The following is a 26,269-nucleotide window of genomic DNA, read 5'->3' as shown; positions in this document are numbered from 1 at the left end:
TGAACGACCGTCTTCGCGAACAAGTTCGCTCCTGCAGAGACCGTCTGGCTGAGCGCTCACCGCGCCGCGTGATAGAGGCTCACGTCGCGAAACTCGTGCGGTTCGGCCAGGTCCGGCAGGGTGTGCGCATGCAGCATTGTCAGACGCTGGTAGGCAGTGTGCCTGAAGTCGCGCACGCGGGAATCGGCCACCAGTGCCTCGCGGCCTCGGGAGAGGAAATGATCCAGCAGCGGCAGGTTGGCGCGGTCGTAGAGCACGTCGGCGACCAGAATCAGATCGAAGCGGTCCGCCTCGGCAAAGAAATCCGTCGAGTAGCTCAATGGCACCTGATTGAGTTCGGCATTGGCCCGGCAGGCAGCGAGCGCCAGTGGGTCGAGATCACAGGCCACTACCTCAAGCGCCCCTGCCTTGAGCGCGGCAATGCCCGCCACACCCGAGCCCGCACCGAAATCCAGTACCCGCTTGCCGGCCACCCAGTGCGGGTTTTCAGCCAGAAAGCGTGCCAGAGCCAGGCCGCTGGCCCAGCAAAAGCACCAGTACGGTGGATCTTCCAGAATGCGCCGCGTTTCATCCGGGCTGAAGGCGCGGTCCATGTTGGCATCGTCGATCAGCCACAGCTTCAGATCTGTGCCCGGCAGCGAAGTAATTGCCAGCCGGGCGTCGCCAAGCAGTTCGCTCAGCGCGTGTTGCAGATGTTGCGGAGCGATCATGGCGCCTTGACGAACTGCAACTGCCCCAGGGCCTGAGTCACCGGCTGATCAATGCGCATCGACGGCAGATGCAGAATCAACTGCCCGGACTGGCTGGCACGGCCACGCAACTCGACGCGTCCGCCGACCGGAAAGGCTTCCGGGTTGAAGCGCAGCTGGAACGGCAATGATTGACCGTTACCCTTGAGCAGGGTGTTGGTCAGCAGCTTCTGCGGACGTCCGCGTTCGTCGATGACCAGCATCGCCAGCTCGACCTCGGCGCCGGCCGGTACGCCCAGCAACTGCCCGCTGATTTCTCGCTGGTACGGCTGCAACGGCCCTGGACCGGCGGGCAGCTTGATCGACGGTGCGACCGGTGGCGGCGCAACGGGTTTCGGCGCGTCATTGCTGCTGCACGCGGCCAGCAAGCCGATGAAGCAGAGTAGAAAAGCGGGGCGTAACGTCATCAAGAGCTCCACAAGGCAAAATTCGAAAGGCTGGGTGACGCCAAGCGTGCAGTATTACCGAGCCCGGACAATTTCACACCGCTTTAATGCGCGTCTATATACCGTAAACCCTCAGCCTTGTCTTGCCGGCAGGATGCGCTAACATGGCGCTCCCCATTCTTTCGTTGCCAGCCATCATGCACTGTCCCTTCTGCGGTGCCAATGACACCAAAGTCATCGACTCCCGCCTCGTCGCCGAAGGCGAGCAAGTACGCCGCCGACGCGAGTGCCTGGCCTGCGGCGAGCGCTTCACTACGTTCGAAACTGCCGAACTGGTCTTGCCGCGTCTGATCAAACAGGACGGCAGCCGCCAGCCTTTCGATGAAGAAAAACTGCGCGCCGGTATGCAGCGCGCGCTCGAAAAGCGTCCGGTGAGTGTCGAACGCCTTGAAGCGGCCCTGGTTCACATCAAACACAAGCTGCGCGCGACCGGCGAACGCGAAGTCAAATCGCTGGTGGTGGGTGAGCTGGTCATGACCGAGCTGCAGAAGCTCGACGAAGTGGCCTACATCCGCTTCGCTTCCGTGTACCGCCGCTTTCAGGACCTCAACGAATTCCGTGAAGAAATCGACCGTCTGGCCCGCGAGCCGGGCAAGGAATAAATGCATTGCTGACTGAACAGGCGGCTCTCGACGTTCATTACATGGCGCGAGCACTCGAGCTGGCGCGCAAGGGGCTGTACTCCACGCATCCCAACCCGCGAGTCGGCTGCGTGATCGTGCGTGAAGGCCGGATCGTTGGCGAAGGCTGGCATGTACGGGCCGGTGAGCCGCATGCCGAAGTGCATGCCTTGCGCCAGGCTGGCGAGCTGGCCAGAGGCGCGACCGCTTACGTCACCCTCGAACCGTGCAGTCACCAGGGGCGCACACCGCCCTGTGCCGATGCACTGATCGAAGCCGGAGTGACGCGGGCTGTCGCTGCGATGCAGGACCCCAACCCCGAAGTCTCCGGCCGTGGCCTGTTGCGCCTCATGAATGCCGGTATCGGCGTTCAATGTGGTGTGCTGGAAAGCGAAGCGCGAGCGCTGAACAAAGGCTTTCTCAAGCGCATGGAAACCGGCCTGCCGTACGTGCGGGTCAAGATGGCCATGAGCCTGGATGGCCGCACGGCGATGGCCAGCGGTGAAAGCCAGTGGATCACCGGTCCCGAGGCGCGCTCTGCCGTGCAGCGTCTGCGTGCGCAGTCGAGTGTGGTGCTGAGCGGCGCCGATACGGTGCTGGCCGACAAGGCTCGTCTCACCGTACGCCCTGATGAATTGGGGCTCGATGCCGAACTGACCTCACTGGCCGCTGCACGCCCGCCGTTGCGCGTGTTGATCGACGGCCGTTTGCGTGTGCCGCTTGATGCACCGTTCTTCCAGGCAGGCAGTGCGCTGGTCGTGACGTGTGCCGCTGCGTCGGCGCGAGGTCGCTACCAGGAAGAGGGCCACGAAATGCTCGCTCTGGCCGACAGCGCCGGTCATGTGGACCTGCGCAGGTTGATGGGCGAACTCGCCGCGCGTGGCGTCAATGAAGTATTGGTCGAGGCCGGTCCGCGACTGGCGGGGGCTTTTGCGCGTCTCGGGCTGGTCGACGAATTTCAGCTCTTCATCGCCGGCAAGTTTCTCGGCTCATCGGCCCGCCCGCTGCTCGATCTGCCCCTGGCGCAGATGAGCGAGGCACTTGAACTGAACATTGTGGAAATGCGTGCTGTCGGTAATGACTGGCGAGTCATCGCTCTCCCTGTGCGCACACCCGGCGTATAATTCCCGGCTTTCGCCTAGCGCGCAGCCCTTGTTCTCCCGGAGGACCCATGTTTACCGGCATTATCGAATCCATTGGCAGCATCCGCGCCCTGACTCCGAAAGGCGGCGACGTCCGCGTTTATGTGGAAACCGGCAAGCTTGACCTGACCGACGTCAAACTCGGCGACAGCATTGCCGTGAATGGCGTATGCCTGACCGCCGTCGAATTGCCCGGTGATGGCTTCTGGGCTGATGTCAGCCGGGAAACCCTGACCGTCACCGCCTTTGTCGACCTCAAGAGCGGCAGCCGGGTCAACCTGGAAAAGGCCCTGACCCCGACTACGCGTCTGGGCGGCCATCTGGTCAGCGGTCATGTCGACGGCGTGGGCGAAATCGTCGCCCGTGCGGACAACGCCCGCGCCATTCAGTTTACGGTGCGTGCGCCACGCGAACTGGCCAAATACATCGCCCACAAAGGCTCGATTACGGTCGACGGCACCAGCCTGACCGTCAATTCGGTCAACGGCGCCGAGTTCGAACTGACCATCGTGCCTCATACCTGGAGCGAAACGATCATGGCCGACTACCAGCCCGGCCGTAAGGTCAACCTGGAGGTCGACCTGCTGGCGCGTTATCTGGAGCGCCTGCTGCTGGGTGACAAGGCCGCCGAGCCGGGCCACGGCACGATCACCGAAAGCTTCCTGGCCGAGAACGGCTACCTCAAATCCTGAATTGATTGAAGGGGGTGCCGCGTGGCGCTCAACAGTATCGAAGAACTGGTCGAAGACATTCGCCAGGGCAAGATGGTCATCCTCATGGATGACGAAGACCGCGAAAACGAAGGCGACCTGATCATGGCCGCCGAATGCGTGAAGCCCGAGCACATCAACTTCATGGCGCGTTTCGCCCGTGGTCTGATCTGTATGCCGATGACTCGCGAGCGCTGCGAAACCCTCAAGCTGCCGCTGATGGCAGCGCGCAACGGTTCGGGTTTCGGCACCAAGTTCACCGTTTCCATCGAAGCTGCCGAAGGCGTGACCACCGGCATCTCGGCAGCCGACCGCGCACGTACTGTGCAGGCTGCCGCTGCCAAGGACGCGAAAGCTGAAGACATCGTCAGCCCTGGGCATATTTTCCCGCTCATGGCCCAGGCTGGCGGCACCCTGGCGCGTGCCGGTCATACCGAGGCGGCCTGCGACCTGGCGCGCATGGCCGGTTTCGAGCCGACGGGCCTGATCTGCGAAGTCATGAACGATGACGGCACCATGTCGCGACGTGCCGAACTCGAAGCATTTGCCCTGCAACATGACATCAAGATCGGCACCATCGCCGACCTTATTCACTACCGGATGATCCACGAACGTACCGTTCAGCGGATTGCCGAGCAGCCGATGGACAGCGAACTGGGCAGTTTCAACCTGGTGACCTACCGCGATTCGGTCGAGGGCGACGTGCATCTGGCGCTGACCCTGGGCACCATCTGCGCCGAAGAGCCCACGCTGGTTCGCGTGCACAACATGGACCCGCTGCGTGACCTGCTGATGGTCAGCCAGCCCGGCCGCTGGAGCCTGCGCGCCGCCATGCGCGCGGTTAACGAGGCGGGCAGCGGTGTGGTGCTGCTGCTCGGTCATCCGCTGGATGGCGATGTCTTGCTGGCTCATATTCGCGAAACCGCCGGTCAGCAACCGATCAAGACACCGACCACTTACAGCACGGTCGGCGCTGGTTCGCAGATCCTTCGTGACCTCGGCGTGCGCAAAATGCGCCTGATGAGTTCGCCGATGAAGTTCAATGCGATATCCGGTTTCGATCTGGAAGTTGTAGAATACGTGCCCTCCGAATAAATACCGGCAGGTCGGGGCGTGTGAAAGATGGTTTTTTCGCAGGTTTTGGCCTGACAGGCGTGATTCGTGGCCTAATATCCCTCAAAGTCCGCCCCAAGGCGGGCTTGCTCTTTAATACGAGACTCACCGAATGACCTTGAAGACCATCGAAGGTACCTTCATCGCCCCCCAGGGCCGCTATGCCTTGGTAGTTGGCCGTTTCAACAGCTTCGTCGTGGAAAGCCTGGTTAGCGGTGCCGTTGATGCGCTGGTACGCCATGGCGTGAGCGAAAGCGACATCACCATCATCCGTGCGCCGGGTGCGTTCGAGATTCCACTGGTTGTGCAGAAAGTTGCCCAACGCAGCGAGTTCGCGGCCATCGTCGCACTGGGTGCAGTGATCCGTGGCGGCACTCCACACTTCGAATACGTGGCAGGCGAGTGCGTCAAGGGCTTGTCCCAGGTGTCCATGGAATTCGGCGTGCCGGTCGCTTTCGGCGTATTGACCGTCGACTCCATCGAACAGGCCATCGAGCGTTCTGGCACCAAGGCCGGCAACAAGGGCGCTGAAGCCGCTCTGTCCGCCATCGAAATGGTCAGTCTGCTGTCGCAGCTGGAGGCCAAGTGATTTCCGACGATACCGACCAGTTCAACCCGCGCGACGCCAAATCGCCGGAAGCCGCCAAGGGTAAAAGCGCCAAGCGTCGCGAAGCGCGTCAGATGGCGACTCAGGCCCTGTACCAACGGCACATGGCTGGCCACGCGCTGAACGAAATCGAAGCACAGTTTCGGGTCGATAACGACTTCAGCAACGTTGACGGCCCCTACTTCCGTGAGCTGCTGCACGGCGTAGCGACCAACCAGACCGAGATCGATGCTGCTCTTTCGCCCTGTCTTGATCTGACCATCGAAGAGCTGGACCCGATTGAACTGGCGGTATTGCGTCTGTCGACGTTCGAACTGCTCAAACGTATCGACGTGCCTTATCGCGTAGTGATCAACGAGGGCATCGAGCTGGCGAAAGTCTACGGCTCCACTGACGGCCACAAGTTCGTCAATGGCGTGCTGGACAAGCTGGCGCCGCGCCTGCGTGAAGTCGAAGTGAAGGCCCACAAGCGCTGATTCGCGCCTGACCTTCATGGGAGAGTTCGAGCTGATCCGCAATTACTTCGCCGCCGCGCCCTGTGCGCAGGCGGGCGAGGAAGTTGCCCTGGGGATTGGCGACGACTGCGCGCTGCTGGCGTTGGCGCCCGGCGAGCAGTTGGCGATCTCGACCGATACCCTGGTTGCCGGGGTACATTTTCCTGATGTCTGCGACCCCTTTCTGCTCGGTCAGCGTGCGCTGGCGGTGTCTGCCAGTGACCTGGCGGCCATGGGTGCCCGGCCTGTCGCGTTCACCCTTGCCCTGACCCTGCCGCAGGTCGATGCCGACTGGCTGCAGACCTTCGCTCGCGGCTTGAACCAGATGGCGCAAGGCTGTTCGCTGCGTCTGATCGGTGGTGATACCACGCGCGGTCCCTTGAGCCTGACGCTGACGGTGTTCGGTGCCGTGCCGGCCGGATCAGCCCTGACCCGCGCGGGTGCCCAGGCGGGTGACCTGCTGTGTGTTGGCGGCACGTTGGGTGATGGTGCAGGTGCATTGCCGCTGGTATTGAAGCAGCGCAGCGCCGAGCCCTCGATCGCCGAAGCATTGCTGGCCCGCTACTGGTCGCCTCAACCGCAACTGGCGCTGGGGCAGGCCTTGCGGGGCAGGGCGACGTCCGCGCTGGACATCTCCGACGGGCTGCTGGCCGACTGCGGACACATCGCCCGCGCTTCGTCTATTCGTCTGGTGATCGAGCGTGACCGGCTGCCGATGTCCGACCAGTTGCTGACCTTGTTCGATCTGCCCTCTGCCCGACAGGCCGCGCTCAGCGGTGGCGACGATTACATCCTGGCCTTCACGCTGCCTTCCGAACACCTGTCGGCGTTGCTGAAAGAAGGCTGGCCGGTGCATGTCATTGGCCGGGTAGAGCAGGGTCAAGGCGTCGTGCTTGTCGACGACACAGGGCAAGACGTCACGCCCGACACGCACGGCTACCAGCATTTTGGCGCTGAGCAGTGAGCGGATGAGCGCTTCTATCTATCGAACTTTATGATCTAAATGCCCGAGAATTCACCCTGAGCGTCCGCAGGAACCTGCTGTTACAATGCAAATCTTGCGAATTTCCAGTCTTCACACTGATCAGGAGCACACGGTGCCCGTCGTCTTTGTCGCCGCTTCCAAACTGCCCACTCCCTTTGCAGAGTTTGCCATGCACGGCTTTATCGAGTCGGCAACCGGCCGTGAACATGTCGTCCTGAGTCTGGGCGATGTGGCGGACGGTGAGCCGGTTCTGGGTCGCGTACATTCCGAATGCCTGACGGGCGATGCCCTGTTCAGTCAGCGTTGCGATTGCGGTTCTCAACTGGAGGCTGCCCTGCGCGCCATCGCCACCGAAGGGCGTGGTGTACTGCTGTACCTGCGTCAAGAAGGGCGCGGTATCGGTCTGATGAACAAGATCCGCGCCTACGAGCTGCAGGATGGCGGCGCCGATACGGTTGAGGCCAACGAGCGCCTGGGCTTTGCTGCCGATCAGCGTGACTACGCGATCTGCCTGCCGATGCTTCAGCATCTGGGCGTGCAATCGTTGCGGCTGATGACCAACAACCCGCGCAAGGTCAAAGCCTTGACCGACATGGGCATCAGGGTCGCCGAGCGCGTGCCTCTGCACACCGGACAAAACCCGCATAACCGTCTTTATCTGGCGACCAAGGCGGGCAAGCTGGGGCACATGATGGGCAACGAACATCAAAGCGAGGTCGGCCCCGCGTGACACGCAGCGAGGTTCGTCAAAAGCTGGAGATGCAATGGTGGCGTCAACTGGGTCTGACCCTGGCGCCATTGCTGGTGGTCTGTGTATTTTTTGGTGCCAGCGAACCGCTCATTCCGGTGTTGGCGATCCCGCTGTTCATCGCCGGGATAGGCTCGATGTTCGTCAGCCTGAAACCCTTCGGCGCCTACAAGCGCGCGTTGGCGGCCACCCAGGCTGCACTCGATACACCCGAGGAGCCGGCAGCATGGCTCAAACTCGCTGCCATCCGCCGCCTGGCGTTCCTGGCCGCCGGTTTGCCCGCCTGGATCGCGGCCATCGCGGTGCTGTTCGGTCTGCATCCCTTGCCGGTCTGCCTGCTGGCGTTTGCCAGCGCAGTGCTGCTTTACCTGTACCGAATTCCCGCGCTTTCGCGCTGATCGTCCCCCCCCCCGGCTGAAGCGGACACGATCAGCGCGAAACGCCATCAGGCTGCGAGTAACCAGACACCCGCTGCCGCAGAGGCTGCACCGGCGATACGCACCAGGGGGGCCGCCGCCTGAGGCAACACGCGAACCACCGCATAACCCAGCGCATGCAAGGCCGCAGTTGCAGCAACGAAACCTGCTGCGTACGCCCATGGGCTGGACATTTCCGGCAGTTCAAGGCCATGCGCTACGCCGTGGAACAAGGCGAACAGGGCTGTTGCGGCTACCGCTAGCGCCAGCGGCGGACGCACTGCCAATGCCACGGCCAGGCCCAGAGCCAGTACCGAGGCGGCAATGCCGCTTTCCAGCGCCGGCAGGTTCAAACCTTCAAAGCCCAGCATGCCGCCAATCAGCATGGTGCCAACGAAGGTGCACGGCAGCGCCCAGCGTGCCGAACCTTGTTGCTGCGCAGCCCACAAGCCGACGGCCAGCATGGCCAGCAAATGATCCAGCCCGCCAATCGGGTGGCTGATACCTGCGATCAGGCCATTATCGCCATGACCGGGGTGAGCCAGCGCCAGAGTCGGGACCAGCAACAGCGCCAGGGCGCCAAGGGCTTTTTTGTAGTTCATCGACGGGTTCCTTTTGGTTGTGAATTCAGGCGGCGGCAGTCAGCAGGCCCTGGCGCTCAATGAAGGCAATGATCTGTTCCAGACCTTGGCCGGTTTTCTGATTGCTGAACACGAACGGCTTTTCGCCACGCATCCTGCGCGTGTCGCTGTCCATCATTTCAAGTGACGCGCCTACCAAAGGGGCGAGGTCGATCTTGTTGATCACCAGCAGGTCGGACTTGCAGATGCCCGGACCGCCCTTGCGCGGCAGCTTGTCGCCGGCCGACACGTCGATCACGTAGATGGTCAGGTCGGAAAGCTCCGGGCTGAAGGTCGCGGAAAGGTTATCGCCACCGGATTCGACGATGATCAGGTCCAGGCCTTCGAAGCGGCGATTGAGCTGGTCGACTGCTTCCAGGTTGATCGAAGCGTCCTCGCGAATCGCGGTGTGTGGGCAGCCGCCTGTTTCAACGCCGATGATGCGCTCAGGGGCCAGTGCCTCGTTGCGCACCAGAAAGTCAGCGTCTTCGCGGGTATAGATATCGTTGGTCACCACGGCCAGGTTATAGCGGTCGCGCAATGCCAGGCACAGCGCCAGGGTCAGCGCCGTCTTGCCGGATCCGACCGGGCCACCGATTCCGACGCGCAGAGGTTGGCTGTTCATTGAGTTCTCCATAAGGAATGATCAGGACCGGAATAACCGGCTGTATTGACGTTCGTGCGCCATGCTCGCCAGGGACAGGCCAAAGGCTGCGCTGCCGGCATGGCAGGGATCTTGTGTGCTGGCACTGACCTGCGCCTGCTGCAATAACGGCAACAGCTCGCTGGTCAGGCGCTGGGCGGCTTGCTGGCCCAGCGGCAGGGTTTTCATCAGCACGGCCAGCTGGTTTTCAAGCCAGCTCCATAGCCAGGCGGCCAGCGCATCCTGCGGGCTGATCTGCCAGGCGCGTGCGGCCAGCGCCCAGCCAAGGGCCAGGTGCGGCTCGGCAGTCTGCTGCAGAAACTGGCGTGCTTCACGATCCAGTTCAGGCAGGCCATTGAGCAACTGTTGCAGGGAGTAGCCCATCTGCCGGCTTTCCAGATGCAGCTCGCGGGTCTCGCGGCTGGCGCGATGCTGCTCGCTGACTTGCAGCAACTGGCCCCAGTCACCGGCTGCCGCCGCCTCGCAATGAGCCAGCAGCAGCGGGGCTTCGAAGCGCGCGAGATTGAGCAGCAGTTGATCGCCGATCCAGCGGCCCGCGGTCGGCGGGTCCACCACAATGGATTGCTCCACGGCCATTTCCAGCCCTTGCGAATAGCTGTAGCCACCGATAGGCAGCTGCGGACTGGCCAGGCGCAATAGCGCCCAGGCGCTGTTCACTTGCGCACGCCGAACTGGTGCATGCGCGGCGGATAGTTGAAATCCTCCTCGCCCGCGCGCGAATGATGATGCCCACCGCCGTAGGCGCCATGTTCCGGCTGGAACGGCGCTTCGATGGTTTCGACAGTGGCGCCCAGTTGGTCGAGCATCGCCTTGAGCACGTAATCGTCGAGCAGGCGCAGCCAGCCGTCGCCGACTTGCAGGGCCACGTGGCGATTGCCAAGGTGATAGGCCGCGCGGGTCAGTTCGAAAGTACTGCTGCACGTGACGTGCATGAGTTTTTCGGGACGTGCGCAGACACGCACCACGCGGCCGTCCTGGGCCTGAAGAAACTCGCCATCGCGCAGCGGCGACTGACCGCGTTGCAGAAAGAGGCCAACGTCTTCGTTTTCCGCACTGAAGCAGCGCAGTCGACTTTTGCTGCGTGCCTCGAAATTCAAATGCAGCTCGGCGGCCCATTCGGCCTGAGGTTCGATTCGGTCGTGAATCACCAGCATCAGATAGCTTCCAGCCAATTGCGATGCTTCAAATCAGAGCAAGGGGCTTGCCAACAGTGCAGCTTGCGGGGAAATGGCTGACAGAGGCAGGTGATCCAAGCATCGGCAAGATCACTAAAGATCTATTTTGGTGCGTAATCATGATAGCGCTTTAATTTGGTGCGCCTTGGATTGCTGGAAGTGAAGTTAATAGTGAGACGGTTCACATCTCAGCCCCAGGCAGAGCGTGTCGCCGCTCAATCGTGACTGCCCAGACCACGCCAGTGCCGTGCGCCAATGAAGATGAAGCGCAGTTGCTGAGTGATCTTCGCCTGAGGTGTCAGGTGCGGGGCGAGCGAGGCGGGCGGCGGGTCGATCAGCTCCGGCAGCATCGCGAACACGCTTTTGACCACCAGGTCGGCGATAATCGACAGGGCATCGGCATTCAGGTGCTGCCATTTGGGCATCTTTGCCAGGTCGGCTGTGAGGTCGGCGCTGATGCCTTCGCGCAATGCGCCAAGCGCCTGACGCACCTTCAAGGAGCCGCCGTATTGTTCGCGCGCCAGAAACAGGAACTGCGACCGGTTGGCCGCCACACGTTCGAGGAATATCTTCACCGAGGCACGAATCAGCCCGCCCATGGCGAATTCGTTGTGGCGCACCAGCCTGATGGTCTCGCGAAAGGTCTGGCCGACCTCGCTGACCAGCGCCAGCCCCAACTGGTCCATGTCTTCAAAGTGCCGGTAGAACCCGGTTGGTACGATGCCTGCCGTGCGCGCCACTTCCCGCAGGCTCAGGCTGCCGAAGCCGCGCCCGCTCTCCATCAATTGGTGGGCAGCATCGAGCAGGGCTCTTCGGGTCTGTTGTTTCTGTTCGGCGCGGGGCAGCATGGCTCAAACGATTCTTGGATTAGGCTGGGTTGCACTTTAGCAAATGCGCTTTACCTGCGTCGAAAGGGTTTTCAGTCAGGCTCCTTGACCAGTAATAGTGCATGAGTGCTGGCCTTCGATGCATTTTCGTATTCAAATCAAACCCTCGGCGCGTTTGTCAGTCGAACATTCATGTCGTATTCAGCGCGCCAGGGTCGGGGCGCTGTTTTCTGGAGAGTGACGCATGACGCGCAGCCGCAAGATTTTCGCCTGGACAGGTGCCACGTTGTTGGTGGTGCTGGCTATATTGGTCATTGTGATCGTCACTTTCGACTGGAATCGCATCAAACCCACCCTCAATGCGAAAGTCAGCGAAGCGCTGCATCGTCCGTTCGCCATCAATGGTGATCTGGATGTGCGCTGGACGCGTGAGCCCGAACTCGGTGGCTGGCGTGCCTGGGTGCCGTCGCCGCACTTTGTTGCTGACGACCTGAGTCTGGGTAACCCTGAGTGGTCGAAGACCCCGCAGATGGTGACCCTCAAGCACGTCGAATTTCGTCTCTCGCTGCTGCCGCTGCTGGCGCAGCAAGTGGTTATCCCGCGTATCGATCTGACCGGACCCGAGGCTAAACTCGAGCGTCTGGCCGATGGTCGTGCCAACTGGGTGTTCGATCTGCCCAAATCCGACCCGAACGCCGAGCCCTCCAAGTGGGTGATGGACATCGGCGCGATCAAGTTCGACAAGGGACTGGTGAGCTTCAACGACCAGAAGCTCAACGCCAACCTGGACGTGGTGATCGACCTGCTCGGCAAGCCGATCCCGTTCAGTGAAATCGTCGGCAGCAAGGAAGCGAAAAAGGCCCAGGACAAGGGCGCAGTACCGCAGGATTACGCATTCGGTCTGGCGGTCACCGGCCAGTACCACGGTCAGAAGCTGAGCGGCACCGGCAAGGTCGGCGGCCTGCTCGCGCTTAAGGATGCCAATCAACCGTTTCCGGTACAGGCTGACGTGAAGGTCGGTGACACCCATGCGGTGATCGCCGGGACCCTGACCGATCCACAGAACCTGGGCGCGCTGGACCTGCGGCTCAAGCTTTCCGGCGCGAGCCTGAGCAATCTGTACCCGCTGACGGGTGTGACCCTGCCGGATTCTCCGGCGTACTCCACCGATGGCCGCCTGATCGCCAAACTGCACGACCCGGCCGGCGCCAACTTCCGTTACGAAGGCTTCAACGGCAAGATCGGCAACAGCGATATCCACGGCGACCTGGGCTTCGTCGCCAGCCAGCCCCGGCCCAAGCTGAGTGGCGTGCTGGTCTCCAATCAATTGCTGTTCAGTGACCTCGCGCCACTGATCGGTGCGGACTCCAATGCCGCGCAGAAAAAGCGCGGTGGCGAGAGCAAGCAGCCTTCGGGCAAGGTACTGCCCGTCGAGGAATTTCAGACTGATCGCTGGCGGGCAATGGATGCCGACGTGGAGTTCACCGGCAAGCGCATCGTGCAGAGCCCGGACCTGCCATTCACTGACCTCTACACCCATCTGGTTCTCAACGATGGTCAGTTGAGCCTCGAGCCGCTGCGTTTTGGGGTGGCAGGTGGCAAGCTGGACGCGGACATTCGCCTCAACGGGCAAAACAAACCGATGCAGGGCAGGGCCAGGCTGTCGGCGCGCAATTTCAAGCTCAAGCAACTGTTCCCGACCTTCGAACCGATGAAAACCAGCTTCGGTGAGCTGAACGGCGATGCCGATATCAGTGGCCGTGGCAACTCGGTTGCAGCCTTGCTGGGGACTGCCAACGGCGAAATGAAGATGCTGGTGAACGACGGTGCGATCAGTCGTGGCCTGATGGAAATTGCCGGGCTCAACGTGGGCAACTACGTCGTTGGCAAGCTGTTCGGCGACAAGGACGTGAAAATCAATTGCGCGGCCTCAGACTTCGGCATCAAGGACGGGCTGGCGACCAGTCGGCTGTTTGTGTTCGATACCGAGAACGCCATCATCTACATCAACGGCACTGCGAACCTGAAGACCGAGCAACTGGACCTGCAGATCAACCCTGAGTCCAAGGGCTTCCGCGTGTTCTCGCTGCGCTCGCCGTTGTATGTCAACGGCCCGTTCGCCAAGCCCAACGCAGGCGTACAGTCCGGCCCGCTGTTGCTGCGCGGAGCCGGCATGGTCCTGCTCGGCGCAACCGTAGGCCCTGCTGCAGGTCTGCTGGCGCTGGTCGCCACTGGCGACAGCGAGCCCAATCAGTGTGGCCCGCTGCTGGAGCAGATGCGCACCGGCAAGGCGCCGAAGACGGTGAAGTAACGCTCCACCTCTCGTGCCAGCGCTCCGCGTTGGCGCGCACTTGGCCGGACCCAGAGCGTCCAGAAATGCATTCCCACGCTGGAGCGTGAGGAGCGACGTTTACGTCGCTGGCCTGAGAAAATACTTCCCCACAAAAAAGCCAGGACACAGGTCCTGGCTTTTCATTTGCTGTCGCGAGTTACAGGTCTTCGAGAATATCCGCCATGTCATCAGCGTGCTCTTCTTCCTGAGCAAGGATCTCTTCGAAGATGCGGCGGGTAGTCGGGTCGCTGTCGCCGAGGTATTGAATGATTTCGCGATAGCTGTCGACGGCGATGCGCTCGGCAACCAGATCTTCGTAAACCATTTCCTTCAGTGTGTTACCCGCCACGTACTGCGCGTGGGAGTTCTTCGACAGAGTGTCCGGGTTGAACTCCGGCTCGCCGCCCAGTTGCACGATACGCTCGGCCAGTTTGTCGGCGTGCTGCGCTTCCTGCTCTGCGTGTTCCAGAAACTCGGCTGCCGCGACGCTCGCTTTCAGGCCTGACGCCATGTAGTAGTGGCGCTTGTAGCGCAGCACACAGACCAGCTCGGTAGCCAGCGATTCATTGAGCAGGCGCAGGACCGTCTCGCGGTCAGCGCTGTAGCCTTGAGTCACAGCACCATCCTCAACGTTCTGGCGTGCGCGCTGGCGCAGAGTATTTACATCGGAAAGCTGTGATTGCGGTGCAGAATTCATCATTTATCTCCAGGACTCATCAGGTTTTGCTGTCTCGCTCTGTGGGTGGCCCGGCAGGATCAGCAAAGATTGTGAGTAGCGAAGGGGGCAAAAAGTTTTATCGGATTTTCACAGATACGGACGGCTGTGTCTGAATGTAAAAATATAAGAAACGAGTGCCGAGCCCCGCGGTCCCAACCTTGAGACCCAAATAAATCGTGGAGATACACAATGCTCAAGTTCCTGGGAAGCACCGTTGGCATCATCTTTCTGATCGGCCTGGTCGTGGTTATCGCCCTGTTCAAGCTGGTTTTCTAAAAACNCCGAGGCATTCATGCCTCGGGCTTTTTGTTTGTGCCTGCGTTTTGATTACATCGCTTTTTCGTTCTTCTCGCGTTGTTCGCACGTCATGAAACCTTTGTTGGTCACACGGCCGTCGCTGTTGAAGCTGACGTGGTAGACCTGTTTGTGGCCGTCCTTGTTCATGACGTAGTTGTTGCAAGTGCCTGGGTTGACCTTACGCTCGATAGTGCTCGACGGCTCACCGCCGATAGTCAGGACCTGCTGGCGCGTCATGCCGTTCTCGACCTGCTTGACCAGCGGCTCGTTGCGATAAGTGACGTAGTCCACCGGGTTCTGCACGGTTGTGTTGCTGCAGCCAGCCATCGTCGCCAATACAAAGGTCGCCGCGAAGAGTTTTTTGTACATCGTTATTGCTCCACATGTCAGAGCCGGTTTTGGCCCGGTATGCCTTGGAGCAGAAGAGGGGCTCAAGAGTTCGAAAAAAAGATGGCGATGAGGCAGTACCTCGCATCCACCCTGAGGCCGTTGCTGACCCCCCTGAACGCCATGACAATCGGGCATGAAAAGCGCTTTGAATATTCCTCGCACGTTCCCGAAAGGCCGAGGTCAATCTGATGGCATGGTTGAGCGTTTTGCTCGGCCTTGGGCTCGGTCATCGGTTGTCGGACCGTAGTTCGTTAATCAGCCGCTCCTCAGTGACGGCCAGGAAGATGCGATGAGCGATAAAGAACTGTATGAGATCGAGTACACCCTGCTCGGCGAGCACCACGTAGACATTATCGAGAATCTGGATGTGCCCATCATCGAAGTGGTGCACGAACTGGCGCTCAAGCATCACGTAGAACTGGACGAGCTGCCAATGGGTGAAGCCGGGCTGCCGCTTGCCGCCGGCATCACCGATGTGTCGATTCACAGCCTGGAGGGCAGCGAAGGCAGCGCGACTGCCTAGTCCGCCCTGGATCGCAGCGGCGTCGTCCAGCGTTCCGCGAGGATGACGCCGCAGAGGGTCAGCGCTCCGCCGAACAGGTGATAGAGCGCCAGCTGCTCGCCCAGTGTCGCCGCGGCAATCAAGGCCGTGGCAATGGGCATCAGGTTGAAGAACAGTGTTGTGCGGCTGGGGCCCAGGCGCATGATCGAGGTCATCCACAACCAGGGTGCGAGCATCGAGGTTGGAATCGCTGCGTACAGCACCATCGGTATGTTGTTCGCATTCAGACCGGTTTTCGCCGACAGCATGAACGGCGGCAGCAAAACGATAATCGCCAGCAGGATCTGTACGTAAAGCAACTGCAGGGGCGGCAAACGCAACTGCCACTTCTTCAGCAGCGTGCTGTAGACCGCATACGATGCGGCGGCCACCAGCACCATCGCATCGCCCCGATTGACCCCCTGCTCAATCAGACCGGCCGGATTGCCCGCCGAGACCACGACCACCACTCCCGCGAATGACAGCACCGCCCCCAGCAGTGCACCCGAGGTCAGACGAGTGCCGAGGCAGGCTATCGACAGCCCCAGCGCCATCATCGGCACCATCGACTGAATGATCCCCATGTTGGTGGCGGTTGTCAGGCTGGCCGCGAAATACGCCAGGCTTTGATACAGCGCTGTGCCGAGCACGGCCAGAATGAAAATCTTGCCGAGTACCGGTTTGATCGCCGCGCGGTTCGCCCACACAGGCCCGAGCATGAACGGTGTGAACAGCAAGCCAGCCAGCGCCCAGCGATAAAAGCCAATTTCAGCCGGAAAGATCACCCCGGCAGACGCCTTGGTGACGGCTGTGTTGATCGCCCAGATAAGGATGGTAATCAGCGGAAAAGCGTATTGCATGAGTGGATCATCGTTAGAGCGAGGCGTAATTATCCGCCTGTTTGTCGAGAATGCCAGCGGCGATGTTGGGTGCTCCGTCACAGAGCGCAGACGCTGACTACACTGAATCTCAGTCTGTGCCGCCCGGTGCAGTGGATCTGGAGAGTGGATCGATGAACAAGCTCGGTATTCCTGTATTGCTCGTTGGGTTGATGTTATCTGCCCAGGGTTTCGCTGCGACCGCGCAGCAGAACAAAATGACCACCTGCAATGCCGACGCCAGCGCGAAGTCGCTGAAGGGCGATGAGCGCAAGACGTTCATGAGCACTTGCCTTAAAGCGGCACCGCCGCCAGCGGCGACCCAGCAGGAGAAGATGAAAACCTGCAACGCGACTGCCAGCACTCAGGCGCTCAAGGGAGACGCGCGCAAGAGTTTCATGAGCGATTGTCTCAAGAAGAAATAATTTTTCAGTCGGCATCTTTGCGGCAGGCAAGAGGCGCGGGTGCAGTAAACACTGCACTTTCGCGCCGTTCTCGAGCCGATCATCGGGCAGATGATTGCGGCGTGTTTTTTCCGGCTTTCTGATCACTGGTTCTGGACTGAGAAGGCTGGCAGACTGCCCACCTTCCTTGTGTTGCCCGTTGAGGGTCTATGCCAACGTTTTCTGCGCGTCAGGTGTTAATAGCCAGCTGGATTCTTGTATTTGGCGGTCTGTTATTGGTGTTGCCATTCAAGTTGTTGCCCAGTCTGTTGGCCGGACTGTTGGTTTTCGAGCTGGTCAACATGTTGACCCCCAAACTGCAGCGGCTGATCTCCGGCGAACGTGCTCGCTGGCTGGCCGTAGCGTTGCTCGGCACGCTGGTGGTCAGCCTGCTGACGCTGATTTTTGCCGGCGCCATCAGTTTTGTGCTGCACGAAGCCGAAAATCCGGGCGCCTCGCTCGACAAGTTCATGACCCTGGTCGACCGCGCTCGTGGTCAGCTGCCTCCGTTCATCGATGCCTACCTGCCTGCCAGCGCAGCGGAGTTTCAGGTTTCTCTCGGGCAATGGCTGCAGAAGCACGTGGGCGAATTGCAGTTGATCGGCAAGGGGGCGGCGCACATGTTCGTCACCATGCTGATCGGCATGGTACTGGGCGCGATCATTGCCTTGCAGCGTATCTCCGACGTGCATGCGCGCAAGCCGCTGGCGGCTGCTCTGTTCGATCGCCTGTACCTGGTCAGCCGGGCGTTTCGCAACATTGTTTTTGCCCAGATCAAGATTTCCCTGCTCAACACGGCGTTCACGTCGGTGTTCCTGGCCATCGTATTGCCGCTGTGCGGGATTCACCTGCCGCTGACCAAGACCCTGATCATCATGACCTTCCTGCTCGGCCTGTTGCCGGTGGTGGGTAACCTGATGTCCAACACGTTGATCTTCATCGTCGGCATGTCCATCTCGATCTGGGTCGCGCTGGCTGCGCTGGGCTATCTGATCGTGATCCACAAGGTCGAGTATTTCCTCAATGCGCGCATTGTGGGCGGACAGATCAACGCCAAGTCGTGGGAGTTGCTGCTGGCGATGCTGCTGTTCGAAGCCGCATTCGGCCTGCCGGGCGTGGTTGCAGGGCCGATTTACTATGCGTATCTGAAGAGCGAGTTGCAGAAGGAAGGGTTGGTCTAGGGCGCTTGCGTATGTAGCCGTCCGAAACAACGCCTGTCACTTCACCGCGTTGGCATGCAGTTCTGGACGCTCTGCGTCTGCGGTGCCGCAGAACATCCACATGGCTCGAAACACTCCCGCCCGTGGGAGTGATTCACATGGCTTGAAAACACCCCGGCCCTACAGGAGTGAGCTTGCTCACGAACAGGCCCGTGCAGCCGCTGGAAGCCCATTGGTCAGGTAATCCGCCTTCGCGAGCAAGCTCGCTCCCACAAGATCAGCGATCTGTGACGCGGAGCATCACGAAGGGCATTCCCACGATAGGCGCATGACTAGCCGTAACGCTTCTTCGCTTCGATGGCCAGGCCGCTACCGATGCTGCCGAAGATGTTGCCTTCAACGTGGCGCGCGTTGGGCAGCATGTCAGAGACGCTGTTGCGCAGGGCAGGGATGCCGCTTGAACCGCCGGTGAAGAACACCGTGCTGACCTGTTCGACACTCACGCCCGCATCGTTCAGCAAGTTCGTCACGCTGTTGCGCACCCGCTTGAGCTGGGCGTCGATCGCTGCTTCGAACATCACCCGGCTCAGGTCGACGCTCAGTCCGGCTTCCACGCGATCCATAGGCAGATGGCGGCTGTCGGCGTGGGTCAGCTGGATCTTGGTTTCTTCCACCTCCATGGCCAGCCAGTGCCCGGCGCGTTGTTCGATCAGCTTGAACAGGCGATCGATGCCACCGGTGTCTTCGATGTCGTAGCGCATACTGCCCAGGGCCAGTTGCGATTTTTGCGAGTACACCGCGTTGATGGTATGCCAGGTCGCCAGGTTCATGTGGTGGCTGGTCGGCATGTACGCACCGCTTTTCATGCGGCTGCCATAACCGAACAGCGGCATCACGCCTTGCAGGCTCAACTGCTTGTCGAAGTCGGTCCCGCCGATGTGTACGCCACCGGTGGCAAGGATGTCTTGCTGGCGATCATCGTGCCGGCGTCGCTCGGGCGACAGACGTACCAGCGAAAAGTCTGACGTACCGCCGCCGATGTCGACAATCAGCACCAGCTCTTCGTCCTGGATGGTGGACTCGTAATCGAAGGCCGCAGCGATGGGCTCGAACTGGAAAGATACGTCCTTGAAGCCGATCTTGCGCGCCACTTCAGCCAGCGTGTCTTCGGCTTCCTGATCGGCCTGCGCGTCGTCATCGACAAAATGCACCGGACGGCCCAGCACGACTTGCTCGAATTCGCGGCCAGCCGTTTGCTCCGCGCGCTTTTTCAGCTCGCCGATAAACAGTGCCAGCAAATCCTTGAACGGCATCGCCGTGCCCAGCACGCTGGTGTCATGCTTGATCAGCTTCGAGCCCAGCAGGCTCTTGAGCGAGCGCATCAGGCGGCCTTCGTAGCCCTCCAGATACTCGTGAAGCGCCAGGCGGCCATACACCGGGCGGCGTTCTTCCATATTGAAGAACACCACCGAAGGCAGGGTAATCTTGTCGTCCTCCAGCGCGATCAACGATTCCATGCCGGGTCGTTGCCAGCCGACAGTGGAGTTGGACGTGCCGAAATCGATACCGCAGGCACGGGCCGGGGATTGGTCATTCATGTCTTTTACGTTCCAGTCAAAAAACGGCCGCGCAGTTTATGCCAGCGCGGGCAAATTGCGTAGCGCGACACGTCGCTTATATTTACCTGGCTGTATTTGCGACCAAGGCTTGAACTGAGGCCCGTTACCCCCAATCTTGAAGGGATTCTCGGTAGACCCTGTTGTCGGACATTATGTTGTCGAGCTATCGACCTGCCGACAAAGGCAGCTGGTCTATCTGTATATTTTTCGACGTTAGGTAATCCAGATGCCTCGTGACAGAGGGAGCTGGGCGCGTGACGCCAGCGTATCTGGCTTTGCCGGATAATTCGGATGGGTGATCGTTACATGGATTTCAAAGACTACTACAAGATACTTGCCGTGGAGCCGACTGCGGACGACAAGGCGATCAAGACCGCCTATCGCAAACTCGCGCGCAAGTATCACCCGGACGTCAGCAAGGAGGCAGGCGCCGAAGACAAGTTCAAGGAAGCCTCCGAAGCGTACGAGGTACTCAGCAGCCCGGAAAAGCGCGCCGAGTATGACGAGCTGCGCAAATACGGTCGTCAGGGCCGCCCGTTCCAGACACCGCCGGGCTGGCAAAGCCGTGCCGGCGCCGGGGCAGGCGGGTTCGAGGAAACGGCAGACTTCTCGGAGTTTTTCAGCTCCATTTTCGGTGGCCGGCCACAGCAGGGCGGGCGTACCCGCAACCCTGGGCGTACCGGGCAGGACGTGGAGATGGAACTGGCGGTATTCCTCGAAGAGACCCTGTCGGGGGAATCCAAGCAGGTCAGCTTCAAGGTGCCGCAGCACAGCCCCAACGGGCAGCGCATGAGCGATATCACCAAGACCCTGAACGTGAAGATTCCCGCGGGCGTGGTCGATGGCGAGCGTATTCGCCTGAAGGGGCAGGGCGCGCCGGGCGTGGGCGGTGGTGCCAATGGCGACCTGTACCTGATCATTCGCCTGGCCCCGCACCCGCTGTTCGAGGTCGAGGGGCATGATCTGGTCATCACCGTCCCACTGGCCCCCTGGGAAGCCGTGCTGGGTACCAAGGTCGCTGTGCCGACGCTGACCAGCAGGATCAACCTGACCATCCGCCCGGACAGTCAGAACGGTCAGCGTCTGCGGATCAAGGGTAATGGCTTGATGAACAAGAGTGGCGAACGCGGTGATCTTTACGCGCAGTTGAAAGTCGTCGTGCCCAAGCACACCGACGAGGCTACCCGGGCGCTCTGGCAGAAACTGGCAGACAGTTCGTCGTTCGATCCCCGCGCGCAGTGGAAGGGTTGAGCATAGCGGTCTTGCGATTCTGTCTTTTCTGAATGGGCTGATGCGCCACCCGCATCAGCAGGCAATCAGCCTCGCTCAGTTTTTCGGCAGCACCACATTGAAGGTCGTGCCCTCACCAATGGTCGAGGTCACAGTGATGCTGCCACCGTGGGCGTTGACCACTTCCTTGACGATGAACAGGCCAAGACCCAGGCTGGTCGATGTACCGCGTGTTTCGCTGTTTTCCTCGGTGCTGCGCACCAGCGGATCGAAGATCGTCCCGATAGCATCTTCGGCAATCGGCTTGCCTTCGTTGTGTACCACCAATATCACCGCTTTCTCGGCACCCGTAACACTGACCGTTATCTCGTGACTGGCCGCACCGTGCTGCAGGGCGTTGCCGATCAGATTCTGTAACATCTGGCTGATCCGTCCGGCGTCCCAGTGACCCTTGGTGTTGCCTTCGATGTTCAGCACCGGAACAGAGTCCGGTCGCCCGGCGCAGGCTTCCTCGATGGCTTCACGGCAAGCACTGGCCAAATCCATGTATTTGCGTTCAACCGGTAGCCCGGCGCCCAGGCGACTGCGCACGAATTCCAGCAGATCGCTGACCATCGAGCCCATATGGCGGGTGCTGGTCTGGATACGCGAAACATAGGACTGGGTCTTTTCGTCCAGCGCTATCTTGCGTGCCAGCAATTCCGTCGACATGCTGACGGCCTGCAGCGGCGCGCGCAGATCGTGACCCAGAATGGCAAGAAATATATCCCGTGAGCGGCCGACCCGTTCCGCATAGGCAGCGGTGGATTCGGCAAGCGCCTCGTCGATGGCTTCGTTGAAACGAATCACGTCCTGAAAATCGGCCAGTTGCGGCGCTGCCAGGCTTTCTACCCAGAGGCGGATGACGCTGGCGCGCAGATGGCGAAATTCCGACGTCATCTGCACCAGATCAAAGCCGACCTCATGACGCAACTCGCCATGGCTGCTGGCTGCTTCGTCCAGGCTTGGCGTCTTGTTCAACTCTTCGCCTCTGGCCTTGGCAATTTCCTCGCTTTTGCTCTGCGCGGTATTCATGTCCCGCGCAGCGGCGAGCAGGATCGACCTGGCATGATCCCGCAGCTCGGCTTTGCTCATCGTTTCTGCCGCCGGTTTCAGGGTTCTGGCGAAGTCTTCCCATTCATCGACGATGCGATCCACATGAATAACGATGAATTCGGAAAGGCGCATGGCCGGTTACCTTTGGAGATGCGTGACGAAAGAATGGGCGCATATTACCTCCTTTGCATGACACGACAAACAGGGCGTTTGCTGTCATTTCTGTCAGTAGACGTCCTATTCGCTTCGTCCTATGTTCTCTCCGGGGACTATACGAACGGAGGGCCATGACATGAGCGTCATTACGGTTACAGATGCGATCTTTCAACAGGAAGCTCTTGAAGCCAGCAAGGCGAAGCCGGTCCTGGTCGAAATTTCTACCCGAGGTAACCGAATACCAGGCCAAGTCGGTAACATCAAAGGGCCGTCCGAAGGGGAGGCCCTTTTTTGGGTTCAAAACAGAAAGTACCGCTGCGCCATCGGCAGCACATCCGCGGGCTCGCACCACAGCAACACCCCGTCGGCCTTGACCTGATAGGTCTGCGGGTCGACTTCGATGTCCGGCAGGTAATCGTTGTGGATCAGGTCTTTCTTCTGCACGGTGCGGCAGCCTTTGACGACACCGATCTGCTTCTTCAGGCCCAGTGACTTTGGTACACCGGCATCGAACGCTGCCTGGCTGATGAACGTCAGGCTGGTGGCGTGCAATGAGCTGCCGTAGCTGGCGAACATCGGGCGGTAATGAACCGGTTGCGGGGTCGGGATCGAAGCGTTGGCGTCGCCCATCAAGCTGGCGGCGATGGCACCACCCTTGAGGATCAGGGTCGGTTTGACGCCGAAGAATGCCGGACGCCACAGCACCAGGTCGGCCCACTTGCCAACTTCGATAGAGCCTACTTCATGACTGATGCCATGAGTGATCGCCGGGTTGATGGTGTATTTGGCGATGTAACGCTTGGCGCGGAAGTTGTCGTTGCCCGGACCATCCTGCGGCAGTGGGCCACGCTGTTTCTTCATCTTGTCGGCGGTTTGCCAGGTGCGCATGATCACTTCGCCAACCCGACCCATGGCCTGGCTGTCGGAACTGAGCATCGAAAAGGCGCCCAGGTCGTGAAGGATATCTTCGGCAGCGATGGTCTCGCGGCGGATGCGGCTTTCCGCGAAAGCCACGTCTTCGGCGATGCTCGGGTCCAGGTGATGGCAGACCATGAGCATGTCCAGGTGCTCGTCGATGGTGTTGCGGGTGAACGGACGCGTCGGGTTGGTCGAGCTCGGCAGCACGTTCGGCGAACCACAGGCCTTGATGATGTCCGGCGCGTGACCGCCACCGGCACCTTCGGTGTGATAGGTGTGAATCGTGCGGTTCTTGAACGCGGCCAGGGTGGTCTCGACAAAACCTGACTCGTTGAGGGTGTCGGTGTGGATCGCGACCTGCACGTCGTATTCGTCGGCCACGCTCAGGCAGTTGTCGATGGCCGCAGGTGTGGTGCCCCAGTCCTCGTGCAACTTCAGACCGATGGCCCCCGCCTTGACCTGCTCGATCAGCGGGCCGGGCAGGCTGACGTTGCCCTTGCCGGTGAAGCCGATGTTCATCGGGAACGAGTCCGAGGCCTGGAGCATGCGCGCCATGTGCCACGGGCCGGGCGTGACAGTGGTGGCATTGGTGCCCGTGGCCGGGCCGGTGCCGCCGCCGATCATGGTCGTCACGCCGCTCATCAGCGCCTCTTCGATCTGCTGCGGGCAGATGAAGTGGATGTGCGTGTCGACGCCACCCGCGGTAAGGATCATGCCTTCGCCGGCAATGACTTCGGTGGCGGCGCCGACCGCGATGGTCACGTCCGGCTGGATGTCCGGGTTGCCCGCCTTGCCAATGGCCGCGATACGCCCGTTCTTGATGCCGACGTCGGCCTTGACGATGCCCCAGTGATCGATGATCAGGGCATTGGTGATCAGCGTGTCGACTACGTCAGCGGCCAGCAACTGGCCTTGGCCCATGCCGTCACGAATGACCTTGCCACCGCCGAACTTCACTTCTTCGCCGTAGGTGGTGAAGTCCTTCTCGACCTCGATCCACAGCTCGGTGTCGGCCAGGCGAACCTTGTCGCCGACGGTGGGGCCGAACATGTCTGCGTAGGCTTGTCGGCTTATCTTCATCTTTCGTACCTCGGATTCAGAGCGGCAAGCTGCAGGCCGCAAACTGTAAGTTTTTCAAAGCGACCAGCGGCGAGCTGCAAGTCGTTAGTCGTCAAAGCTTTTGATCCTCGTGCCGAGTGCCCATCGTCATACACACGTCCCGATTGGATGCCTGTGTGACCGGTGCGGCGATCCGCATTGCTCACGAAGACGTTAGTCCGAACGCCCTGTTTCTGGAGGCTGTACCGGCCTCTTCGCGAACAAGTTCGCTCCTACGGCCTTCGGCCAGAATCAAAAGCAGACTTGTGTATAACGGTGAACGCGGAGCGTAGGAATGGTATTCAAAAAGCCTTCAATCCAGATCGCCCATCACCCGACCGGCAAACCCGTAAACCTTGCGCAAGCCGGCCAGGTCCACCAGCTCGACTTCGCGGGACTGGCCCGGCTCGAAGCGCACCGCGGTGCCGGCCGGAATGTTCAGGCGCATGCCCCGGCTGGCGGCGCGGTCGAAGGTCAGTGCGTCGTTGGTTTCGAAAAAGTGGAAATGCGAGCCCACCTGAATCGGCCGGTCGCCGCTGTTGGCGACGGTCAGGCTGAGGGTGCGGCGTCCGGCGTTGAGTTCGATGTCGCCGGGCTGGATCTGGTATTGACCAGGGATCATGTCGGTTGCCCCAAGGTTTTGAAATAAATGGCGGTGGGATGCAGGCGCCCGTCCGGTGTGGCGCAATAATCCGGCAGCTCACCGACACGGTGGTAGGCCAGCGCGCTGTAGAAGGCTTCAGCCGCCGAGCCTGCTTCGGTGTCCAGGTGCAACAGCCCACGTTTGTGTTTCACGGCCGCCTGTTCAACGGCCTCCATCAATTGCCTGCCCAGGCCACGCCCGCGCGCCGCAGGCAGCACCATCAGTTTCTGTACTTCGGCGCGGTTCAGGCCGTTGGGCTTCTGGCACAGCGACAGTTGCGCACTGGCCAGGACGTTCTCGTTCTCGACCACCACCCACAGCAGCAGAGAGCCAGCGGCGACATCGGCTCTGAGCCCGTCGCACCAGCCGTAGGCCTGCGCCATGTCGAGGTCGGCCATGAAACCGACCGACGCGCCATCATGAACCGTATCGAACAACAATTGCGCCAGACCCTGGCGGTAATGCGCGAAGCTTTCGGCGGTGACGCGGCGCAGCTGTGCTGGATTCATGGCGTGCTCTCTAAAGGGCGGAGGGGGCTTGCGAAGCCGGTGGCTGAGCACCGGGCGACAGGTCGAGCTGCATGAAGGTCAGGTCCAGCCAGCGGCCGAATTTGGTGCCGACCTGAGGCATTTGTCCGGTGGTCTTGAAACCCAGGCGATCATGCAGGGCGATGGACGCAGCGTTACCACTTTCGATCGCCGCGACCATCATGTGCTTGTCACAGGCACGGGCGCGCTCGATCAAGGCGGCCATCAGACGCGGGCCCAAGCGTTTGCCACGCTGGTCAGCGCGCACGTAAACCGAATGCTCGACCGTATGGCGAAAGCCTTCGAACGGCCGCCAGTCGCCAAACGACGAATAGCCGAGCACTTCGCCTGCGGTGTCGGTGGCCACCAGAATCGGATAACCCTGACTCTGGCGAGCGGCGTACCAGGCCTGGCGGTTGGCCAGATCAACCGGCTGCTCGTTCCAGATAGCCGTGGTATTGAGCACTGCGTCGTTGTAGATCTCCAGAATGCCCGGCAGATCGTCCGGCAGGGCATCGCGAATCACGTCCTGCATGATCACTCCTTCAGGCAATCGGCTGATGCACGGTGACGAGTTTGGTGCCGTCCGGAAAGGTGGCTTCCACCTGAATCTCCGGGATCATTTCCGCGATACCTTCCATGACCTGATCGCGGCTCAGCAGGGTCGTGCCGTAGTGCATGAGCTCAGCGACGGTCTGTCCGTCACGCGCACCTTCGAGCAGTGCCGCAGAGATGTAGGCCATAGCTTCCGGGTAATTGAGCTTCACACCGCGTGCCAGACGCCGTTCGGCGACCAGTCCGGCGGTGAAGATCAGCAGCTTGTCTTTTTCGCGTGGTGTCAGGTCCATGGGGCTTCCGTTTGTTCAAATTCGGTGGTTGATCGTTCCCAGGCTTGAGCCCTCATTGTT

32 protein-coding genes are annotated in these 26,269 nt (G+C 60.7%); 15 read left to right on the top strand and 17 right to left on the bottom strand.

All coding sequences use genetic code 11. The annotated features are described in order from the left end of the window. Nucleotides 1-56: 56 nt before the first annotated feature. Both AO388_RS07985 and AO388_RS07980 read right to left on the bottom strand, forming a co-directional pair. The gene (locus AO388_RS07985) at nt 57-710 is read right to left on the bottom strand and encodes a class I SAM-dependent methyltransferase (protein WP_003368932.1); all 654 of its coding nucleotides are present in this window, start codon (nt 708-710) and stop codon (nt 57-59) included. Next, nucleotides 707-1,156 carry a hypothetical protein gene (locus tag AO388_RS07980; protein WP_003368930.1) on the bottom strand — a complete coding sequence of 150 codons (450 nt, stop codon included), beginning with the start codon at nt 1,154-1,156 and terminating at the stop codon, nt 707-709. Before AO388_RS07980 ends, AO388_RS07985 begins: the two co-directional genes overlap by 4 nt. Nucleotides 1,157-1,332: 176 nt before the next feature. On the opposite strand from AO388_RS07980, the gene nrdR reads away from it, so the two are divergent. From nrdR to AO388_RS07935, 9 genes are all read left to right on the top strand, one after another. Beyond that, nucleotides 1,333-1,797: a transcriptional regulator NrdR gene (gene nrdR, locus AO388_RS07975; RefSeq protein WP_003317051.1), complete on the top strand. Its 465-nt coding sequence runs from the start codon at nt 1,333-1,335 to the stop codon at nt 1,795-1,797. Nucleotides 1,798-1,838: 41 nt separating this feature from the next. Then, nucleotides 1,839-2,939, top strand: coding sequence for a bifunctional diaminohydroxyphosphoribosylaminopyrimidine deaminase/5-amino-6-(5-phosphoribosylamino)uracil reductase RibD (gene ribD, locus AO388_RS07970; RefSeq protein ID WP_161937163.1), 1,101 nt, complete (start codon nt 1,839-1,841; stop codon nt 2,937-2,939). Between the two features lie 47 nt (nt 2,940-2,986). Continuing rightward, complete coding sequence (locus AO388_RS07965) at nt 2,987-3,649, top strand: riboflavin synthase (RefSeq protein ID WP_003317049.1); 663 nt, start codon at nt 2,987-2,989, stop codon at nt 3,647-3,649. A gap of 21 nt (nt 3,650-3,670) precedes the next feature. After that, on the top strand, nt 3,671-4,762 hold the full coding sequence (ribBA, locus tag AO388_RS07960) for a bifunctional 3,4-dihydroxy-2-butanone-4-phosphate synthase/GTP cyclohydrolase II (protein ID WP_003368927.1): 1,092 nt from the start codon (nt 3,671-3,673) through the stop codon (nt 4,760-4,762). A 130-nt stretch (nt 4,763-4,892) separates the two neighbouring features. After that, complete coding sequence (gene ribH / locus AO388_RS07955; protein WP_002555427.1) at nt 4,893-5,369, top strand: 6,7-dimethyl-8-ribityllumazine synthase; 477 nt, start codon at nt 4,893-4,895, stop codon at nt 5,367-5,369. Then, nucleotides 5,366-5,863 (top strand): transcription antitermination factor NusB, encoded by a 498-nt coding sequence (gene nusB, locus AO388_RS07950; RefSeq protein ID WP_003368925.1) that lies wholly within the window; start codon nt 5,366-5,368, stop codon nt 5,861-5,863. The genes ribH and nusB overlap by 4 nt, the downstream gene beginning before the upstream one ends. Before the next feature lie 16 nt (nt 5,864-5,879). Further along, a complete protein-coding gene (gene thiL, locus AO388_RS07945) occupies nt 5,880-6,845 on the top strand; it encodes a thiamine-phosphate kinase (RefSeq protein WP_058416274.1) in 966 nt (321 codons plus the stop codon). A gap of 133 nt (nt 6,846-6,978) precedes the next feature. Beyond that, nucleotides 6,979-7,596: a GTP cyclohydrolase II gene (gene ribA / locus AO388_RS07940; protein WP_003368920.1), complete on the top strand. Its 618-nt coding sequence runs from the start codon at nt 6,979-6,981 to the stop codon at nt 7,594-7,596. Then, nucleotides 7,593-8,012, top strand: a complete 420-nt coding sequence (locus AO388_RS07935) for a hypothetical protein (protein WP_054081934.1) — start codon at nt 7,593-7,595, stop codon at nt 8,010-8,012. Before ribA ends, AO388_RS07935 begins: the two co-directional genes overlap by 4 nt. Before the next feature lie 47 nt (nt 8,013-8,059). On the opposite strand, the gene AO388_RS07930 is transcribed toward AO388_RS07935, so the two are convergent. From AO388_RS07930 to AO388_RS07910, 5 genes are all read right to left on the bottom strand, one after another. Next, a complete protein-coding gene (locus AO388_RS07930) occupies nt 8,060-8,632 on the bottom strand; it encodes a HupE/UreJ family protein (RefSeq protein WP_003368916.1) in 573 nt (190 codons plus the stop codon). Between the two features lie 25 nt (nt 8,633-8,657). After that, nucleotides 8,658-9,275 carry an urease accessory protein UreG gene (gene ureG, locus AO388_RS07925; protein ID WP_003368915.1) on the bottom strand — a complete coding sequence of 206 codons (618 nt, stop codon included), beginning with the start codon at nt 9,273-9,275 and terminating at the stop codon, nt 8,658-8,660. A 21-nt stretch (nt 9,276-9,296) separates the two neighbouring features. Next, complete coding sequence (locus AO388_RS07920; protein ID WP_003431765.1) at nt 9,297-9,971, bottom strand: urease accessory protein UreF; 675 nt, start codon at nt 9,969-9,971, stop codon at nt 9,297-9,299. Continuing rightward, nucleotides 9,968-10,468, bottom strand: coding sequence for an urease accessory protein UreE (ureE, locus tag AO388_RS07915; protein WP_003431764.1), 501 nt, complete (start codon nt 10,466-10,468; stop codon nt 9,968-9,970). Before ureE ends, AO388_RS07920 begins: the two co-directional genes overlap by 4 nt. Before the next feature lie 236 nt (nt 10,469-10,704). Further along, entirely contained in the window at nt 10,705-11,337 is a 633-nt protein-coding gene (locus AO388_RS07910; RefSeq protein WP_002555418.1) for a TetR family transcriptional regulator, read from the bottom strand. A gap of 223 nt (nt 11,338-11,560) precedes the next feature. On the opposite strand from AO388_RS07910, the gene AO388_RS07905 reads away from it, so the two are divergent. Next, nucleotides 11,561-13,627 carry an AsmA family protein gene (locus AO388_RS07905; protein ID WP_003368911.1) on the top strand — a complete coding sequence of 689 codons (2,067 nt, stop codon included), beginning with the start codon at nt 11,561-11,563 and terminating at the stop codon, nt 13,625-13,627. A gap of 178 nt (nt 13,628-13,805) precedes the next feature. Here the strand turns inward: AO388_RS07905 and AO388_RS07900 are convergent, their stop codons facing one another. Then, entirely contained in the window at nt 13,806-14,345 is a 540-nt protein-coding gene (locus AO388_RS07900) for a ferritin-like domain-containing protein (protein ID WP_003431762.1), read from the bottom strand. A gap of 210 nt (nt 14,346-14,555) precedes the next feature. Between AO388_RS07900 and AO388_RS30205 the strand changes: the two genes are divergently transcribed. After that, nucleotides 14,556-14,642 carry a hypothetical protein gene (locus AO388_RS30205; RefSeq protein WP_441344152.1) on the top strand — a complete coding sequence of 29 codons (87 nt, stop codon included), beginning with the start codon at nt 14,556-14,558 and terminating at the stop codon, nt 14,640-14,642. Nucleotides 14,643-14,693: 51 nt separating this feature from the next. Here the strand turns inward: AO388_RS30205 and osmE are convergent, their stop codons facing one another. Next, on the bottom strand, nt 14,694-15,032 hold the full coding sequence (gene osmE / locus AO388_RS07895; RefSeq protein ID WP_003431761.1) for an osmotically-inducible lipoprotein OsmE: 339 nt from the start codon (nt 15,030-15,032) through the stop codon (nt 14,694-14,696). A gap of 310 nt (nt 15,033-15,342) precedes the next feature. Between osmE and AO388_RS07885 the strand changes: the two genes are divergently transcribed. Beyond that, the gene (locus AO388_RS07885; RefSeq protein ID WP_003368905.1) at nt 15,343-15,576 is read left to right on the top strand and encodes a hypothetical protein; all 234 of its coding nucleotides are present in this window, start codon (nt 15,343-15,345) and stop codon (nt 15,574-15,576) included. On the opposite strand, the gene AO388_RS07880 is transcribed toward AO388_RS07885, so the two are convergent. Further along, nucleotides 15,573-16,454 (bottom strand): DMT family transporter, encoded by an 882-nt coding sequence (locus tag AO388_RS07880; RefSeq protein WP_003431760.1) that lies wholly within the window; start codon nt 16,452-16,454, stop codon nt 15,573-15,575. The genes AO388_RS07885 and AO388_RS07880 overlap by 4 nt on opposite strands. 152 nt (nt 16,455-16,606) lie before the next feature. On the opposite strand from AO388_RS07880, the gene AO388_RS07875 reads away from it, so the two are divergent. Continuing rightward, entirely contained in the window at nt 16,607-16,897 is a 291-nt protein-coding gene (locus tag AO388_RS07875) for a PsiF family protein (RefSeq protein ID WP_003368898.1), read from the top strand. A gap of 188 nt (nt 16,898-17,085) precedes the next feature. Further along, complete coding sequence (locus AO388_RS07870; protein ID WP_003368896.1) at nt 17,086-18,096, top strand: AI-2E family transporter; 1,011 nt, start codon at nt 17,086-17,088, stop codon at nt 18,094-18,096. Nucleotides 18,097-18,407: 311 nt separating this feature from the next. On the opposite strand, the gene AO388_RS07865 is transcribed toward AO388_RS07870, so the two are convergent. Then, the gene (locus AO388_RS07865; protein ID WP_058416273.1) at nt 18,408-19,673 is read right to left on the bottom strand and encodes an Hsp70 family protein; all 1,266 of its coding nucleotides are present in this window, start codon (nt 19,671-19,673) and stop codon (nt 18,408-18,410) included. A gap of 327 nt (nt 19,674-20,000) precedes the next feature. Between AO388_RS07865 and cbpA the strand changes: the two genes are divergently transcribed. Then, entirely contained in the window at nt 20,001-20,945 is a 945-nt protein-coding gene (gene cbpA, locus AO388_RS07860) for a curved DNA-binding protein (protein WP_003368891.1), read from the top strand. A gap of 75 nt (nt 20,946-21,020) precedes the next feature. Here cbpA and AO388_RS07855 read toward each other — a convergent pair whose 3' ends face one another. The 6 genes from AO388_RS07855 to ureA form a co-directional block, all read right to left on the bottom strand. After that, nucleotides 21,021-22,151 (bottom strand): sensor histidine kinase, encoded by a 1,131-nt coding sequence (locus tag AO388_RS07855; protein WP_044310241.1) that lies wholly within the window; start codon nt 22,149-22,151, stop codon nt 21,021-21,023. A 321-nt stretch (nt 22,152-22,472) separates the two neighbouring features. Then, a complete protein-coding gene (gene ureC / locus AO388_RS07850) occupies nt 22,473-24,173 on the bottom strand; it encodes an urease subunit alpha (RefSeq protein ID WP_058416272.1) in 1,701 nt (566 codons plus the stop codon). A 331-nt stretch (nt 24,174-24,504) separates the two neighbouring features. Beyond that, nucleotides 24,505-24,813, bottom strand: a complete 309-nt coding sequence (locus AO388_RS07845; protein WP_002555403.1) for an urease subunit beta — start codon at nt 24,811-24,813, stop codon at nt 24,505-24,507. Beyond that, nucleotides 24,810-25,343 (bottom strand): GNAT family N-acetyltransferase, encoded by a 534-nt coding sequence (locus AO388_RS07840; protein WP_003431756.1) that lies wholly within the window; start codon nt 25,341-25,343, stop codon nt 24,810-24,812. Before AO388_RS07840 ends, AO388_RS07845 begins: the two co-directional genes overlap by 4 nt. A 10-nt stretch (nt 25,344-25,353) precedes the next feature. Continuing rightward, on the bottom strand, nt 25,354-25,896 hold the full coding sequence (locus tag AO388_RS07835; protein WP_003368884.1) for a GNAT family N-acetyltransferase: 543 nt from the start codon (nt 25,894-25,896) through the stop codon (nt 25,354-25,356). Nucleotides 25,897-25,906: 10 nt separating this feature from the next. Further along, a complete protein-coding gene (ureA, locus tag AO388_RS07830) occupies nt 25,907-26,209 on the bottom strand; it encodes an urease subunit gamma (RefSeq protein WP_003317023.1) in 303 nt (100 codons plus the stop codon). Nucleotides 26,210-26,269 lie beyond the last annotated feature (60 nt).

It is taken from the genome of Pseudomonas sp. ICMP 10191 (genome assembly GCF_001467335.1).
Lineage (GTDB): Bacteria > Pseudomonadota > Gammaproteobacteria > Pseudomonadales > Pseudomonadaceae > Aquipseudomonas > Aquipseudomonas cerasi.
The sequence above is the reverse complement of the archived record's forward strand: the minus strand, read 5'-3'. Positions and strand labels throughout refer to the sequence as shown.

Coding starts and splice junctions, on each gene's coding strand:
- AO388_RS07980 (WP_003368930.1), bottom strand. CDS start 1,156: ATGACGTTACGCCCCGCTTTTCTACTCTGCTTCATCGGCTTGCTGGCC.
- AO388_RS07835 (WP_003368884.1), bottom strand. CDS start 25,896: ATGCAGGACGTGATTCGCGATGCCCTGCCGGACGATCTGCCGGGCATT.
- ureC (WP_058416272.1), bottom strand. CDS start 24,173: ATGAAGATAAGCCGACAAGCCTACGCAGACATGTTCGGCCCCACCGTC.
- AO388_RS30205 (WP_441344152.1), top strand. CDS start 14,556: ATGCTCAAGTTCCTGGGAAGCACCGTTGGCATCATCTTTCTGATCGGC.
- ureG (WP_003368915.1), bottom strand. CDS start 9,275: ATGAACAGCCAACCTCTGCGCGTCGGAATCGGTGGCCCGGTCGGATCC.
- ribD (WP_161937163.1), top strand. CDS start 1,839: ATGGCGCGAGCACTCGAGCTGGCGCGCAAGGGGCTGTACTCCACGCAT.
- AO388_RS07840 (WP_003431756.1), bottom strand. CDS start 25,343: ATGAATCCAGCACAGCTGCGCCGCGTCACCGCCGAAAGCTTCGCGCAT.
- AO388_RS07900 (WP_003431762.1), bottom strand. CDS start 14,345: ATGAATTCTGCACCGCAATCACAGCTTTCCGATGTAAATACTCTGCGC.
- AO388_RS07855 (WP_044310241.1), bottom strand. CDS start 22,151: ATGCGCCTTTCCGAATTCATCGTTATTCATGTGGATCGCATCGTCGAT.
- AO388_RS07845 (WP_002555403.1), bottom strand. CDS start 24,813: ATGATCCCTGGTCAATACCAGATCCAGCCCGGCGACATCGAACTCAAC.
- AO388_RS07985 (WP_003368932.1), bottom strand. CDS start 710: ATGATCGCTCCGCAACATCTGCAACACGCGCTGAGCGAACTGCTTGGC.
- AO388_RS07885 (WP_003368905.1), top strand. CDS start 15,343: ATGAGCGATAAAGAACTGTATGAGATCGAGTACACCCTGCTCGGCGAG.
- nrdR (WP_003317051.1), top strand. CDS start 1,333: ATGCACTGTCCCTTCTGCGGTGCCAATGACACCAAAGTCATCGACTCC.
- AO388_RS07875 (WP_003368898.1), top strand. CDS start 16,607: ATGAACAAGCTCGGTATTCCTGTATTGCTCGTTGGGTTGATGTTATCT.
- osmE (WP_003431761.1), bottom strand. CDS start 15,032: ATGTACAAAAAACTCTTCGCGGCGACCTTTGTATTGGCGACGATGGCT.
- AO388_RS07930 (WP_003368916.1), bottom strand. CDS start 8,632: ATGAACTACAAAAAAGCCCTTGGCGCCCTGGCGCTGTTGCTGGTCCCG.
- AO388_RS07905 (WP_003368911.1), top strand. CDS start 11,561: ATGACGCGCAGCCGCAAGATTTTCGCCTGGACAGGTGCCACGTTGTTG.
- thiL (WP_058416274.1), top strand. CDS start 5,880: ATGGGAGAGTTCGAGCTGATCCGCAATTACTTCGCCGCCGCGCCCTGT.
- AO388_RS07865 (WP_058416273.1), bottom strand. CDS start 19,673: ATGAATGACCAATCCCCGGCCCGTGCCTGCGGTATCGATTTCGGCACG.
- ribH (WP_002555427.1), top strand. CDS start 4,893: ATGACCTTGAAGACCATCGAAGGTACCTTCATCGCCCCCCAGGGCCGC.
- cbpA (WP_003368891.1), top strand. CDS start 20,001: ATGGATTTCAAAGACTACTACAAGATACTTGCCGTGGAGCCGACTGCG.
- AO388_RS07965 (WP_003317049.1), top strand. CDS start 2,987: ATGTTTACCGGCATTATCGAATCCATTGGCAGCATCCGCGCCCTGACT.
- ureE (WP_003431764.1), bottom strand. CDS start 10,468: ATGCTGGTGATTCACGACCGAATCGAACCTCAGGCCGAATGGGCCGCC.
- AO388_RS07910 (WP_002555418.1), bottom strand. CDS start 11,337: ATGCTGCCCCGCGCCGAACAGAAACAACAGACCCGAAGAGCCCTGCTC.
- ureA (WP_003317023.1), bottom strand. CDS start 26,209: ATGGACCTGACACCACGCGAAAAAGACAAGCTGCTGATCTTCACCGCC.
- AO388_RS07870 (WP_003368896.1), top strand. CDS start 17,086: ATGCCAACGTTTTCTGCGCGTCAGGTGTTAATAGCCAGCTGGATTCTT.
- AO388_RS07880 (WP_003431760.1), bottom strand. CDS start 16,454: ATGCAATACGCTTTTCCGCTGATTACCATCCTTATCTGGGCGATCAAC.